12 protein-coding genes are annotated in these 15149 nt (G+C 51.2%); 9 read left to right on the top strand and 3 right to left on the bottom strand.

Translation table 11 applies throughout. From position 1 onward, the window contains the following. The first annotated feature begins 21 nt into the window (after positions 1-21). Together ACN06F_RS05800 and ACN06F_RS05795 are read left to right on the top strand one after the other, a co-directional pair. The gene (locus ACN06F_RS05800; RefSeq protein WP_120385451.1) at positions 22-2052 is read left to right on the top strand and encodes a hypothetical protein; all 2031 of its coding nucleotides are present in this window, start codon (positions 22-24) and stop codon (positions 2050-2052) included. 43 nt (positions 2053-2095) lie between these two features. Continuing rightward, a complete protein-coding gene (locus ACN06F_RS05795; RefSeq protein ID WP_433924830.1) occupies positions 2096-2872 on the top strand; it encodes a TlyA family RNA methyltransferase in 777 nt (258 codons plus the stop codon). Between the two features lie 44 nt (positions 2873-2916). On the opposite strand, the gene mscK is transcribed toward ACN06F_RS05795, so the two are convergent. Next, positions 2917-6258: a mechanosensitive channel MscK gene (gene mscK, locus ACN06F_RS05790; RefSeq protein WP_198350178.1), complete on the bottom strand. Its 3342-nt coding sequence runs from the start codon at positions 6256-6258 to the stop codon at positions 2917-2919. 177 nt (positions 6259-6435) lie between these two features. On the opposite strand from mscK, the gene ACN06F_RS05785 reads away from it, so the two are divergent. The 4 genes from ACN06F_RS05785 (at position 6436) to ACN06F_RS05770 (ending at position 8546) form a co-directional block, all read left to right on the top strand. Then, on the top strand, positions 6436-7455 hold the full coding sequence (locus ACN06F_RS05785) for a phospholipase A (protein ID WP_433924829.1): 1020 nt from the start codon (positions 6436-6438) through the stop codon (positions 7453-7455). A gap of 80 nt (positions 7456-7535) precedes the next feature. Next, a complete protein-coding gene (locus tag ACN06F_RS05780; protein ID WP_030070257.1) occupies positions 7536-7868 on the top strand; it encodes a DUF883 family protein in 333 nt (110 codons plus the stop codon). Then, positions 7868-8272, top strand: coding sequence for a phage holin family protein (locus ACN06F_RS05775; RefSeq protein ID WP_095602296.1), 405 nt, complete (start codon positions 7868-7870; stop codon positions 8270-8272). The genes ACN06F_RS05780 and ACN06F_RS05775 overlap by 1 nt, the downstream gene beginning before the upstream one ends. Next, on the top strand, positions 8247-8546 hold the full coding sequence (locus ACN06F_RS05770; RefSeq protein WP_038482757.1) for a YqjK family protein: 300 nt from the start codon (positions 8247-8249) through the stop codon (positions 8544-8546). Before ACN06F_RS05775 ends, ACN06F_RS05770 begins: the two co-directional genes overlap by 26 nt. A 100-nt stretch (positions 8547-8646) precedes the next feature. Here ACN06F_RS05770 and ACN06F_RS05765 read toward each other — a convergent pair whose 3' ends face one another. Further along, on the bottom strand, positions 8647-9831 hold the full coding sequence (locus ACN06F_RS05765) for an NAD(P)/FAD-dependent oxidoreductase (RefSeq protein WP_433924828.1): 1185 nt from the start codon (positions 9829-9831) through the stop codon (positions 8647-8649). 193 nt (positions 9832-10024) lie between these two features. Here ACN06F_RS05765 and ACN06F_RS05760 point away from each other — a divergent pair, with 193 nt between their 5' ends. Together ACN06F_RS05760 and ACN06F_RS05755 are read left to right on the top strand one after the other, a co-directional pair. Beyond that, the gene (locus ACN06F_RS05760; protein WP_038482751.1) at positions 10025-11092 is read left to right on the top strand and encodes an efflux RND transporter periplasmic adaptor subunit; all 1068 of its coding nucleotides are present in this window, start codon (positions 10025-10027) and stop codon (positions 11090-11092) included. Next, on the top strand, positions 11092-14232 hold the full coding sequence (locus ACN06F_RS05755; protein WP_433924827.1) for an efflux RND transporter permease subunit: 3141 nt from the start codon (positions 11092-11094) through the stop codon (positions 14230-14232). The genes ACN06F_RS05760 and ACN06F_RS05755 overlap by 1 nt, the downstream gene beginning before the upstream one ends. 100 nt (positions 14233-14332) lie before the next feature. Here the strand turns inward: ACN06F_RS05755 and ACN06F_RS05750 are convergent, their stop codons facing one another. Then, positions 14333-14746 (bottom strand): DUF3617 domain-containing protein, encoded by a 414-nt coding sequence (locus tag ACN06F_RS05750; protein ID WP_232482965.1) that lies wholly within the window; start codon positions 14744-14746, stop codon positions 14333-14335. 182 nt (positions 14747-14928) lie between these two features. Between ACN06F_RS05750 and ACN06F_RS05745 the strand changes: the two genes are divergently transcribed. Beyond that, positions 14929-15138, top strand: coding sequence for a CPXCG motif-containing cysteine-rich protein (locus ACN06F_RS05745; RefSeq protein WP_038482745.1), 210 nt, complete (start codon positions 14929-14931; stop codon positions 15136-15138). The last annotated feature ends 11 nt before the right edge of the window (positions 15139-15149 follow it).

Raw genomic sequence — 15149 nt, 5'->3', positions numbered from 1 at the left:
CGGCTGGGATAAGGAGTCAATGTGACGATCAATCAAGAGGCATCTTCAACTGAAGATGGCAAGCTCAATGGATTGCTGAGCAAATTTGATGATGCAGTGCGCCTGCTTTCGCAGGCGCCTGCTTTTTCTAAACCGGCGAAACTGCCCCGCGTAATGGATACTGCGCGCCGAATCTTGATGCAGGAGGGCGGCTGCGCTGCCCTCGAAGCACGCGCGGCGGATTTTGAATCCGCCGGTGTGTTTGCAGGCTCAGACTGGGAAACCCCACAGTTCCTAGTACCTACCCTCACAACGTTCTCTCTGAAAAGCCCTGACGCCAATGTGGTCGTTATTGAGGCGCTGAGTGAGCTGCGACTTTTAGCAGTCGCCAAAGGTGATTACTTACATGCTCTGGTATCCCAAGAGCATGCACACCACTATTTAACCCAAGTAATGGCCATCAATCTGTGGCTGTTATTTAACGCACCTAGCGAAGCCGAACGGGAAACCCAGGGTCGATTAGCGACTATTCCCAGGCAACTGTTTCAACACCTAGCCGACCGAATTGGCTACGAACACGTTATTGATCAACTGATTGATGAAATATGGCGCATTTTAAAACAGCGCCCTATTCAGGTTGACGCCATAAAACAGATGATCACCCAAATTGCGCTGTGCCAAGTTAATCCAGCAATTGATTTGGGGGCAAGTGGTCAAGGGGCTGACAGGCTGGTTAGCTCGCTTTTCGGACCAACCCAAGCTTGTCGTGAAGACCCCGGCGTTGAGCTGTACCGTGAACGACTGGAACGTATGGATAACGCGGCTTTGCAAGCGGAATCCACTGGCTTCGCTCGTGCGATGCATGACACAGGGCTGGTATCGCCCTATCACACGATACTGATGCGCTATCTACTCGAAGAGGGCGACCACCTTCTATCAGAGGCATTAGGTCTCTCTTCGACGGGGCGCGACTGTCTACTCTGCTATCGCGAGCTGGTGCATGCACTGATTCGCGGGGGTGTTTATCCCGCCACCGCCCAAGCAGTGTATGGCTTGGCACTGCTACTTGAACGGGGCATTCTCTATCAGCCCCCGGTTGCTCCAGCGATGTGGCGGCAGCTAAATCTAAAGCTTTCAGAGTGGTCAGAAGCACGCTTGAATCTTGCCTATGGTGAAGATGCATCACCCCGCGCACGTTTAATTGAAGGTGTGCTTTGCATGTTAGGACTGCCGCTGGGTGTAGGACAGGGCAACAACCCTACCTGCCAGTCAGCGAGAGCGCTTTCTATGTGGGCTTATAACGACCCTGACTATCTACTGCAAATGGTGGCTTGGGCTGCGCGTGATGATGAAATCATTATGCATTTCGAGGGTCAGCCAATCTCTTCAATGGAGAGCGCCTCAGGCGTTGCCTCCGAGCTTCCGATGGATCTTGACCCAGCCTCGTTGATCGTTGTCCCCCATCTTGACCGTATTTACGCGGAGATGGGCAGGCGCTGCATTGGCCGCGAAGGCGACCCCCATCGCTGGGTTAACCCAGAATTTCACGGGTGGTGGTCAGGTCGGGGCTTTAGCATCAACGTTGATGTTGCCTCCGGCCAACTTCGCGGTGTGGATAGCTTTATTCGTCACTTCTACGCCAGCTATCACCCTTACTACAATGGCAACCAACCGCTAATTCATCCTCAGCCTGCTGGCATTGCCGTCACTGACAGTGCTGCCCGGTTTATTGGTTGGCATGCAATTACCATTTTGCGCGCCTCGTTAGATCCCAACGATGTGATGAGGATCTATTTTTACAACCCCAATAACGACAGCGGCCAAGATTGGGGAGACGGCGTTAAAGTTAGCACCTCAGGTAACGGAGAACGCTTTGGCGAAGCCTCGCTCCCCTTCGCACAGTTCACGTCTCGATTATATATTTACCACTTTGATCCGTTGGAGCGTGGCGAGCTGGCCACAGTAACGGAAGAAGAACTTGAATCTGTAAAAGGCTATCTGCATCGCAGCTGGGGAGCTAGCCGCTTACCCCCTACCGAACTGCAGGCAGACAAAGGGCCACATACTCCGTAGCGAGACTCGCTAGCAGCGTTTAATAACCGCCATATTGACGACGATGACTCAACTAACACGATTAGACCAATTATTGGTCAGCCAAGGGCTGGCCAGTTCACGTACACGCGCGCAGCGATTAATTCGCAACGGTCGCGTGTTTCTTCAAGATGGCACGCCACTCGTAAAACCATCTGAAAAATGGCCGCTGGATACTCCGCTTCATATTGATGAAGACCCGGAGGAGCGTTACGTTTCCCGGGCAGGATTAAAATTAGAGGGCGTTCTTAACGCTCTAAACATGCGCCTGGAAGGGTGCAACGTGTTAGACGTTGGCCAATCAACGGGAGGCTTTACCGATTGCTCACTTCAATTTGGCGCCCGACATGTTATCGGTGTTGAAGTCGGGCATACCCAGCTAGCCGAGTGCTTACGTGATGACCCGAGAGTCACGTGTCTTGAAGGCTTAAATGCTCGTCACATGGCATCATCGACAGTCCTTCAACACGCCGTGGCTAAACACCCTATCGATATAGCCGTGATGGACGTTTCGTTCATCTCGCAAACCCTGATTTTGCCTGAGATCGCCTCCCTTCTCTCCTCTGGAGGGCAACTACTCTCATTGGTAAAGCCACAGTTTGAGTTAGCACCAGGCTCACTGGATAAGCGTGGCATCGTGCGTAACGCTAGCCACTATGCAGACGTAGAACAAAAGATACGTGATGCTTGTACAGAGTGCGGCTTAGTCATTAGTCACTGGCAGGAAAGCCCGATTACCGGTGGTGACGGTAATCGGGAGTTTTTACTGTTCGCCACCAAACATGGAGAACCAAGCGTTTAAAAACCAGTACTTAAACACAAGCCCCCCCGATGCTAACCTAGTTATTAGCTTAGGTTAGCAGGAGGCAGTCGGTTAGCTGACTGCACTTTAACCGACTCGCCTCGGTCGCGGTGCAGCCACACGTCCATCTGCTCGAAGGCCACCTTAACGCCCGCTTCACGGAACAGCTCGTCGACCCGGCAGTTAACTTCGTCAGCCGCAAACAGGCGGTCAAGCAAATCGTTAACGAAAATGCGCAGCTCAAAATTCAGGCTGTGCGGCCCGTAGTTAAGGCAGAAAACCTGAGGTTCGGGGTCTTCTAACACTCGTTCATTTTCGTCGGCAGCCTGGCGCAGCAATTTATGCACTAAAGGCAGATCAGACCCATGAGCAACACCGTAGGTCAGCACCACGCGGGTCACGTTATCCGACAACGACCAGTTAATGAGCTGGTCCGTCACAAACGTTTTATTCGGTATGATAATTTCTTTTCGGTCAAAGTCGGTCACGGTAGTCGCTCGGATGCGAATCCTGCTTACCGTGCCATGAAGATTACCCAGCGTGATAGTGTCACCAATCCGAATTGGTCGCTCAAACAGAATGATCAAGCCAGAAATAAAGTTGGCGAATATTTCCTGAAGACCAAAACCTAACCCCACACTCAGCGCCGCCACCAACCACTGCAATTTATTCCAGGAAACACCCAGAGTGGCCAACGCCATCACTACGCCAGTACCAACAATGGTATAAGAAAGCAGAGAACTAATGGCATAAGCACTACCCTGCTTTAATGACAAGCGTGAAAGCACCATTACTTCCAACAAGCCAGGCAAGTTACGCGCCATAATAAACGTGATGGCAATCACAAGTAGCGAGGTAAACACATCGGAAATCGATAGTGCGTCTCCAACCAGGTTACCCTCTTGTGCATCCCATATTGAAACTTGGTCTAAATAACTCAGTACCGCCAGCAGGTCTGCCCACACCAGATACAGCAGGGCGCTGAAGCCAATCAACAAAATCAACTTTGATAAGCGTAGCGACTGAGAGTTAATTTTCTCCATATCCAAAGGTGGCTCTTCAACGACCTCCGCCCCACCTTCTGCGCCTTCTTGTACTTGAGCACGACGTCTAGCGAGCGCTCGTCGATAAGCTAGCCGCCGTGCTGCAACGGCTAAACTACGCACGACAGTGGCCTCAACGACGACCCACAAGCCCAACAGGTAAAGGGTGATTGCAAAGCGAGCAACCAGCCGCAACGCCGTATACTCATATCCCCACACCACAAGCCCAAGGAGTACTAGCGGCACTGAAGCCATTGCTAGACCTAACACCAACCGAAAGAGTCGTACACCGAAAAATGGCACATGGGCCAGGATTAATAGTGCCAACCACCAGCTCATTGCCACCAAGCCCGCGGCAAAAAGCCCTATCGCTACTGGGCGCAACGCCAGCGGTGTTTCCATTTGTCCAGAGAGCGCGGCAATAACGACCACTGGCGCTAACGCTAGTCCGAAACCACCCAGCAGCTTACGCAGCCGCGCTGTATAAGCAGGAGCCCAGGTGAAATGGCGCTCAGCAACCCCATCATGAACGAGGAGCCGACGGCCCCAGGCCACGACAACCCAACTAAGCGCCAGTTGCAGAAGCGCTGGCGAAACACTGCTTGCCAGTGCACCTTCAGCCTCACTTAGGCCTATGCCAATACCTGCCAATCCCAACGGCCCAGGCAACGCAAGAAGAGCATTTAGCAGCACCGCCTTGGTGGTATGCAACTGAGTATCACTTTTCAGTCGACCAATTTGTGAGTGAATGAGCGCAAGCTGTGCTTTAATTCGCCGGCGCAGCCCAACCAGAACCACGCCAAGCAAAATAAGCGGCGTGCCAATCAGCATTCTCCAAGAAAAACCTTTCCACTGAGAGGGCAAAACCGCCCGCCACTCGCCTTCTCGCCACTCCAGTTGAAGGCTGTGGGGAATTTGTCGTAACCAATTGAAATCTAGAGGACGACTATTAGCTACCCAGAATAGCTGTTCATCAATGGTCGCCCGTAAATCTCGCGTCGTCTCTAATAGCTGTTGTTGATTAAGTTTAAGCTCAATAGCGGCACTCAGCAGACTGCTGTAAGACTGTTCAAGCTGCTCTACCAATTCACGGCGTGACTGGTAAAGTCGCGTCAGTGAGTCCACCAATCCAGGCGTGACATCAACCCCAGCTTCCTGCAAACGCTGGGCTGCCAAGCGATCACTTTGACGCAATTGATCACGCTGCCGAATCAAATCAAACTGCTTGAGACGCAAATCGGCAATTTCATCTTGCAAATCACGCCTTGGCGCGACTAAAGGTAACGACTGGCGCTGTTCTCTAAGAATACGCGACAACAATTGGCTACCACGAATAGCATCAATTTGTTCGTTCAGGCTTCGCTGAAGTTGCCGCACATGATCCAACTGGCGCTGGGCCTCAATATTTTCACGTATAATGCCATTCGCTCTATCCGTCGTTCGCAACAGTTCAAGGCTCAGCGCTTGGTTCGTTTGCTGAGCATTGAGCACCACAGGGTGTCCTTCAGCGATCAGTGGATCATTCTTTGCTGCGTCGGCAATAGCCTGTTCGGATTGAAGCCGCCGCTGGCGATCAATGACGCCTTGCAATAAATTAAGCTGCTGCTCCTGCTGGTCTATTTGAAGCTCAATGAGTTCCCGGCGCTCCTGAGCCAACTCTCGCAGCCGACTGTTGGCGCTTAGTTCACGCTGATTCAGGTTTACTTCCTGTTCTGCAAGGGCTCGCTCAATGCGCCACTGAATTAATTGCGCATCGTGGCGTGCCGATAGCTGACGATCACCCAGCAAGGCTTCTCGCTCATCAGACTGGCGTCGTAAATTTTCAGCTCGCTGCAAAGCATCTGAAATTGCTTGCTGAGCACGCTCAGGCAGTGTTTGCGCGGCCAATAGCTGAGAGTTAGCTTCGGCTAATTGGCTTTGAAGCTGCTGGAGCTCTACCACCGCTTCTGCCTGCTGCATTTCCAGCTCATTCAGCGGCATATCACTAAGATTATCCACTGATAACTGTCGGCTTTGTTCTTCCGCCTCGTTTAGCTCACGCTCTAGGCGAAGCAATATGTCGGGCGCTTGGACAACCCGTTGCTCTAACGCCTCAATGCGCTCTTCAACCGCGCGAAGGCGTTCATAGCTTTGCAACGCAGCCGATAAAGCTTCCTTCACCTGACTTTGCTCGGTGGTTAGCTCGCTTTCCTGAGACTCAAGTTCCGCTAATCGCTCAGATAGCTGCTCCTCAGAAGGGACTTGATCAAGCAACGCAGCCTGAGCGTATACGGCACCAGGAATGGTTAACAATAGATAAATAAGGAAGAGCCATGGAAGTGCTTTCAGTGCATTTTTGACCACGTTAGATATGCCTCATCGACATGTATACTACTCCAATCAGGAAGATTGCCATTGTCAGGCGTTCTGGCTTCTTACGCAATCTAACGCGTTTGACGCACAGGGGGAGTTGACTTACGCGAGTGGCGTGTATAGAAGAGACTCTGATAACTGCCTTTTATTTATTTGCGAGCCATTTTGATGGTCATTCGAAAACTGCTGTTAACAAGTTTAATTGTTTTGCTAGGCACTGAAAGCGCCGTTGCAGAGACACGCGAGGAAATTGAAGCTCGTATCCGCGCGCTCAACACCGAACTTTATCAGTTGCGCCAACAGCTGCAACATGTTGAAGATCCGGCAGGAAACGAGCCCACAGTCCGTTCGCAGCTGCTTCCAGAAGAAATGGCGCTTGAGGATCTCAGTGAGCGACGCCAATTTGAGCATGAGTCAACTCGTAATCCGTTCGCCATTACGACTCACCGAACTAATTATCTTTTCCCGATTAGTTATAGCACCAACCAGAACGCTGAAAACTTTAGTAGCATTTCTGAAGACTCTTCACCTAACGACGTCGAAGTGAAATTTCAGTTTAGCGCCAAATTCAACCTTGCAGAGGATGTGTTTGGCGACATTGGCGATGTCTATTTCGCCTACACACAGCGAAGCTGGTGGCAAGCCTATAATACCGATGCTTCTTCCCCCTTCCGGGAAACTAACTACGAGCCTGAAATTTTTATTGATTTTGATAACGCCTGGAACGCATTAGGCTGGGTAAATACGCGCAATCGTCTCTCCTTCATTCATCAGTCTAACGGCCGCTCGGATCCACTCTCACGCAGTTGGAACAGAGTTTATTTAGAAAGCACGTTCCAACGCGGTGACTGGGCACTTTCACTCGCTCCTCACTGGCGCGTACCTGAGTCCAAAGGCGACGATGACAACCCAGACATTGAACGCTTTGTCGGGTATGGCGATATCCGCCTGGCAAAACGACTCAATGGTAACCACGAGGTCGCGGGGCAACTGCGCGGCAACCCAAGTGCGGGTAACTATGGCACTCAAATAGACTACAGCTGGCCTGCTTTTAACAATGTGCGTGCCCATCTACAGTACTACTACGGCTACGGAGAGAGCATGATTGACTACAATAATCGTGTGCATCGTCTCAGCATAGGCTTTAGCTTAAATCCCCTGTTCAGTGCTACTGGGCTGAACCGTTAGCGCTCGAGGTTGTCTTATAGTTGACGGCTGCTATGCTGGAGTTGTCACTTATTCATATTCACTCGTCAAAGGATGACATCATGGCTAAACGTAATACTGATACCTCTGCTCGTGCTGACCAGTTGAAGGAAGATCTCCGCCACCTGAGTGAAACCGTAGAAGAGTTAATGAATGCCACGTCAAAAGATGCAAGTGGCGAGATGCGTGACCTTCGTGAGCGCGCAGAAAAACGACTGAAAGACACCCGAGCGCGCTTAGAAGCTCGCGGCGAGCGACTTTACGAAGACACTCGTGAAACGCTGTCTCAGCAAGTTGATTGCTGTGATCGTTACGTGCACGAAAACCCCTGGGCTAGTATTGGTATTGGTGCCGCAGCTGGCCTAGTGGTGGGTATGCTTCTCGGTCGTCGCTAATGGCTTTAGGGCCAACACAACGCGTCTTCTCTGCCGCCAAACGTCTGCTGAAATCATTAATTGCTAATGGTGAAACTCGGCTTCGTTTGGCGGTTTTAGAACTAGAAGAGGAGCGCGCTCGTTTATTGACCCTGCTTTTGTTAGCAGGGGCTAGCCTTTTGTTGCTGTTGTTAGGCGTCGCGACACTTACCGCGCTGGTAGTCGTACTGTTTTGGGACACTTATCGGCTTACTGCGATTGGCGTGAGTGCAGGCGTTCTTATTGCCTTAAGTTTTTTACTAGCGGTTATTGCTATTCGTCAAGCCAAGCAACATACGCTGTTAAAAGAAACACTTAAGCAACTCTCCGCTGACCGAGCCTTGTTGGAGGTAAATGAGGATGACTCAACCCAACACCGTCAATAAGCCTCCCAGCCGAGCAGAACGCAAAGCCGCCTTGTTAGCGGAGCTAGAGCAACAGCGTATCGATATATTGATTGATAGCGATACACTGACAAAGGCAGCCTCACCGCTAGACAAGAACTGGCGCAGCCTTAAAATACCTTTGTATGTGATTGGTGGCGTCGCTGCTTTGCGTATTTTACGCCATCCAGGTGGCGCAATGGCGGTTGGCAGAAAAGCATTGGCTAGCTACATGTTGATACGAAAACTGAAGTTGCTAGCGAAAGTGGCTAGTTAACAAGCTACAAATGATATTTTTTTGAGAACGTCGCTGGGCCGTTTTTATAAACGCTAATCTTGAATGCTCTACGTGTTTACGGCCCAGCTCTTTACACTCATCAGCACGCCTGCCCGCAAGCGACACCACTTGCCCAAGCCCACTGAAAGTTGTACCCCCCCAATTCCCCCGTCACATCTAGCACTTCACCGATAAGCCTAAGCTGCGGTAGGTCTTTCACTGCAAATGTTTTTGATGAAATCGCTTCCGTACTTACCCCGCCCATTGTTACCTCCGCTGTTCGCCACCCTTCTGTACCTGACGGTTTTAACTGCCACTGGTTTAGCCGCTGAGCCCAATGATCAAGCGCATCATTACTGTACTCTGCCAGAGGGCTGGTAAGATTGGCGTCTGGGTACCACTCTAGCAACGCTTGGGCAAAGCGCTTTGGAAAACGCTCTCCCAGCCAAGTGGACAGCTGACGCTTAGGGGCCGCATGACGTGCATGACGTAAAACGTCAGCAGCATGTTCACTGGGTAGTAAATTAATAGTGATAGTGTCACCAGGTTGCCAAACGCTGGAAATTTGCAGCATCGATGGGCCTGACAGGCCACGATGAGTAAATAGCATTGGCTCTTTAAAGCGCCTCCCATTGCAGCTAACCTCGCATGGCACACTGACCCCAGAAAGTGCTGCTGCGCGCTCTTTCCAACTATCGCTCAAGGTAAACGGCACCAAACCTGGACGGGTAGGCAGAACATCTAAGCCAAACTGACGGGCAATATCATAACCAAATCCTGTCGCCCCCATCGTGGGTATCGAAAGCCCCCCCGTAGCAATCACTACCGTACCCGCGTCGATGCTTCCCAACGACGTGGCTAAGCGCATGCTATCCCCCATTCGCTCCAGCCTAGAAATTGACGTGCTGAGCGACACCTCGACGCCGGCCCATTCACACTCGGTGAGTAAGACGCTAACAATGTCTTTAGCGGAGCTCGCACAAAAGAGCTGGCCTGGGGCTTTCTCCACATACTCAACGCCATGCCGCTCTATCAACGACACAAAATGCTCAGGACGGTAACGCTTTAGCGCAGAAATGCAAAAATACGGATTTTCCGAGTAAAAGTTCTGAGGCGTAGTCGCAAGATTGGTAAAATTGCAGCGCCCTCCTCCAGACATCAATATTTTCTTGCCCGCTTTGTTGGCATGGTCCACCAACAGTACACGACGCCCCGCGTAACCCGCTTGAGCCGCACACATTAAACCAGCGGCTCCTGCACCAATGACGACGACGTCGTAGACCATAAAATCAGGCTCCCAGGATGAAAAAATGAGAGGCATTTTAACAGGTAAATAGCTCAAAATTACTGTACATTAAAAATATACCGTACAAATAACGTATATCTTTTTAACAGAATATCACTGTATACACTTCGCCCTCTAACACGGTGATCCCCTAAGTGGTATTACTAAGCATTTTGATAACACTGAGACGCTCATGCTTGTTTGTAAACGTATTTTGCTCTTCTGGTTGTTTACCCTGATATGGGCTAGTCCGTCGTTGGCACAGTCTCCCCCTCCGGTTATTGGGCACTACGCCGCTATAACAACTTGGTCTGATCCGCTTGAAGCGCTAGGGACACTGAGTGCAGATGAAAGCGTGACACTTTCCGCCACGGTGACCGATACGATTGCCGAGATTAACTTTGAAGATGGCGAACAAGTAGAGCGCGGAAGGCTATTAATTCGTTTAGAAGATGCTGAAGAACAGGCTCAGCTAAGGGCTGCGCAAGCCCTCAATGATGAACGTCGCAATGCGCTAGGTCGAGCCACCCAGTTGCAACAACGCAACCTCGCTCCGCGGGCTGATGTAGAAGATACCCAGGCGCGTTTACGCCAATCACAAGCTGACGCACAAGCGTTAGAGGCCAGGCTGTCAAATTATCGCTTACATGCCCCTTTTAGCGGGCGAGTTGGCTTTCGTAACGTCAGTATCGGTGCATTAGTAACGCCCGGCATGGAGCTTGTCACACTTGATAAGCTAGATGTCATGAAGCTCGACTTTACCGTACCTGAAGTATTTTTAGGGCGTTTGTCCAACGGTCTAAAGCTGAGTGCTACTACAGCGGCATTCCCAGACGAGCTCTTCAGCGGTGAGATCTCTAGCATTGGCACCCGCATAGACCCTATCACCCGCAGTGTTAACGTTCGCGCTGCCATGGTAAACCCTGGGCTGCGTCTGCGGCCTGGGATGTTAATGGAGGTCGTAGTTCAGCAACGAGTCCGCGATACGCTTGTGCTTCCTGAAGCAGCGATCGAACCCAGTGGCAACCGCCACTTTGTGATGCTGATCAACCAGCAGGACGACACCTCTCGATTAGAACGGCGAGAAGTCATTATTGGCGAACGACGAAGCGGTGAAGTAGAGGTGCTGGAGGGTATCAGTGCAGGTGACCTAATCGTGATTCACGGATTACAGCTCGCTCGAGATGGCCAGCAAGTCAGGTTGCTAGGTATCGCTGATGAAGAGACGGATATTCGCACGCTACTGGAGGCTGATCGCTAATGCGCTTATCCGACATTTCAGTTCAGCGGCCAGTGCTGGCGATGGTGATTGCCACACTGATTATCGCGTTTGGTTTACTGGCACTCAACCGGCTGCCCCTGCAAGAATACCCAACGGTTGATCCACCTATCGTTAGTATTGATACCCGCTACCCTGGCGCATCTGCAAGCGTTGTAGAGACACGCATTACCCAAGTGCTCGAAGACCGTATCGCCGGCGTGGAAGGCATTGAGTTAATTACCTCGCAAAGCGAGGATGGTCGTTCACGAATTGAAATCGAGTTCGCCATCAGCATGGATATCAATGCTGCCGCCAACGATATCCGCGATCGTATTTCAGGAGCACTGCGCAACCTTCCAGATGATGCAGATAATCCTGAGGTCACTAAAGCCGACAGTAGTGAGACTATTGTCGTGTGGCTCAGTCTCTCTGGTGCGGATTACTCCATTACCGAACTGACCGATTATGCCAATCGCTTTCTGGTGGACAGCCTTTCGGTACAACCCGGCGTGGCAAGGGTGCGCGTGGGTGGTGGACGTGATTACGCGATGCGAGTTTGGCTGGACCGCAATGCACTCGCAGCACGGGGGCTAACTGTCGGTGATATTGAGAATGCTCTACGTGCTGAAAATGTTGAGTTGCCAGCGGGTTCAATTGAATCTGAAGATCGCCAATTTATTGTTCGTTTGCCGCGCAGCTTCGCGACCGCTGATGATTTTAAGCAGATTGCTTTAATTGAAGGCAGTAACGGTTATCTAGTACGCCTGGGCGATGTAGCGCGTGTCGAGATAGGCTCGGTAGAGGACCGATCTGTGTTTCGTGCCAATGGCGTCCCGATGGTGGGACTAGGCATGATCATGCAATCAACGGCTAACGTAGTGGAGCTATCGGAAGCCGTTCGACAAGAACTTGACCGGCTTCAAGGCACCTTGCCGGAGGGGATGTCACTCAGCCTTAACTATGATGCATCAGTATTCGTTTCAGGCGCTATCGAACAAGTAGTGATGACGCTGTTTATCGCCATGGGGCTAGTCGTCGTGGTGATGTTTATGTTCTTAGGTAATCTGCGCACTACACTAGTGCCTGCAGTGACGGTGCCGATTGCTGTCATTGGGGCATTTACCGCCCTAGCCGCCATGAACTTTTCGATTAATCTACTCACGCTATTGGCGCTGGTGCTGGCGATTGGGCTGATTGTTGATGACGCGATTGTAGTGCTTGAAAATATCAATCGACGTATGCACGACTACGGAGAAACACCACTGGTCGCAGCATTTCGAGGCACACGGCAAATCGCTTTTGCGGTGATTGCTACCACGCTGGTGCTAGTGGCAGTCTTCGTTCCCCTCAGCATGCTGCAGGGGGATATTGGTCGGCTATTTTCAGAGTTCGCACTTACCATGGCGGCGGCGGTTGTTGTCTCAACTCTACTAGCCCTTACCCTCACCCCGATGATGGCTTCTAAGATTCTCAAGCCAGGTATGCATGATAGCCGACTTAGCCAAGCCGTTCAGTGGCTGCTAACGGGCACCCAACGTCGTTACCAGCGTGCATTAGAAATCGTACTTACATTAAAGTGGCTGGTCGTTGCCCTGTTTTTCTTGTTGATAGCCGCTACCGCCTGGCTGGCAACCGAGCTGCCCAATGAATACACCCCGCAAGAAGATCGAGGCAATTTCATTATCCTTGTCAACGGCCCTGAAGGCGCAACGTTTGACTATATGATGGACTATATGGATGAGATAGAGGCCAGATTAACGCCTTTTGTGGAAAATGGTGAGCTTGAACGAATTGTGGTTCGCGCACCACGCGGCTTTGGTAATATCGAAAATTTCAACAGCGGTTTTATTATCGTCAACATGGCTGACTGGGGAAGCCGTCGTAGCGCTTGGGAAATCATGGCCGAGATTCGTCAGCAGCTACGAACACTTCCAGGTGTGCAGGCCTTTCCAGTGATGAGACAAGGTTTTGGACAGCGCACTCAAAAGCCTGTGCAGTTCGTACTTGGGGGCGGCACTTACGAGGATTTAGCGCGTTGGCGGGATAGGTTGATTACTCATGTTCGTGAAAACAACCCACGTATTACCGCTATTGAAAGTAATTATGATGAGACACAGCCCCAGTTACGCGTGGATATCAATTATGAACGCGCTGCAGCGTTGGGCGTCACGGTTTCAGAGATAGGCCGGACGCTGGAAGTGCTACTCGGTGGACGCAACGTCACTCGTTATGTGGATGATGGGGAAGAGTACGATGTCATCCTTGAAGGTGACCGCAGCGGTCAAAACAGCCCTGCTGCGCTAAACAATATTCAAGTGCGCTCAGTACGCTCAGGAGAGCTGATTCCTCTAGCCAGCCTAGTAACGCTCTCTGACTTCGCGGGTGCTAGCACGTTGAACCGCTTTGATCGCGTTCGCGCCATTACGATTGAAGCCAATCTAGCCGATGGTTATCCCCTTGGTGAAGCATTGGAATATTTGCAACAAGCCTCTGACAATATATTGCCGGAAGAGGTACAAACGAACCTTGCTGGGCCTTCTCGCGATTTTCAACAGGCCAGTGGCGCTACCATGTTCTTATTAGTGCTCGGTGCCGTGGTGGTTTACTTAGTACTTGCGGCCCAGTTTGAAAGCTTAATTCACCCATTTGTTATCATGCTGACCGTCCCGCTAGCCATGATCGGCGCCCTGCTTGCCTTGCTGCTTAGCGGGCAGTCACTCAATATCTATAGCCAAGTAGGCTTAGTACTACTTATTGGCCTTGCCGCTAAAAATGGCATTCTGATTGTTGAGTTTGCCAACCAGCTACGCGATGAGGGCCAGGCGTTTCGCTCTGCCTTAATTGAAGCTTCGGTAACACGCTTACGGCCAATTCTAATGACAGCAGTCACGACGATGGCGGGTGCGATACCGCTGATACTATCAAGCGGCCCGGGTGCGGAATCACGGCTGGTTATTGGTACTGTCATTATGGCGGGTGTTGGCTCTGCGACCGTATTTACACTGTTTGTCGTCCCGGTAGCCTACGACCTGCTTGCGCGTTACTCAGGCTCGCCAGGGGCAGTTAAACGCCAATTAGAAGAAGAGATAGCCAGCGCTCCTATCGCTCATCATACGCCGCTTAATACCCCTGAGCGCTAACATGAGCCATTGCGAAACGTCATAAAGTGGCCTTCGCACTAAGCAAAAGGCGCCACACAGGCGCCTTTTGTTTTAGGTCATGAAGATGCTAACTGCCGTGTTATTCGCAGTTACCAATACGCTCGCCTTCAATCACTGTATTCATGGTCAGCTCACCCATCGGCGATTGGGTGAATATATCCACGTTACCTTCGATCTGCTCACCCATAAAACGCATTTCGCCATCGATAGTCGCTTCACCGCCATCGGCACGGCAAACCATGCTGTAGGAAAGGCCATCGGCATTCATATCCTGGCTGAGCAGCTCGCAACCCTCTTCCTCTTCAATGAAGCCAAACTCAGCGCTATCCAGCTCTTCTTGAGTGATGCACTGACGTTCGGTTTCCGTTTGATCCGGAATTTGCATGTCACCACTCATGCTAGTCACGCTGACAAACTCCCACTCGCCAGGCTTGACGTTAGGGGTTTCTGCCTGGGCGACCATCGGGAAGGCCAAAAAGGCCGCTACTGCCATGTGTCGTATCATCATCGCACTCATCTCTAGGTGGCTTTAAGGAATACGTCATTATCCTACCTGATTCATTACTTACATGTCCTACCGGACAAGGTCACTGCTACACTATTATCTTCAGACTTACTCATTTTCAGGGCTTTTCGATAAAAGGGCGCTAGCGATTACATTAAGGGGAAATAGCCATGCAGGATGACGCGCTAGTAAATCATGATTTTTACTGCCCCTACTGCGATACACCACTCACGTTTCTTATCGACACCTCTCAAGGTAGCCACGATACCTGGGAGGATTGCCACCAGTGCTGTGCGCCGATTCAATTACACATCATTGTCTCGCTAATAACCGGTGAGCTAGAAGCAGTGCTCACCGGGCGAGACGACGATGTGCTTTAACACCCTAGTCG

The sequence above is a fragment of the Vreelandella sp. 21 genome (assembly GCF_050995515.1).
GTDB classification, from domain to species: Bacteria; Pseudomonadota; Gammaproteobacteria; order Pseudomonadales; family Halomonadaceae; genus Vreelandella; species Vreelandella alkaliphila.
Note: the sequence above shows the minus strand (reverse complement) of the source record. Positions and strands in the feature narration are given on the sequence as shown.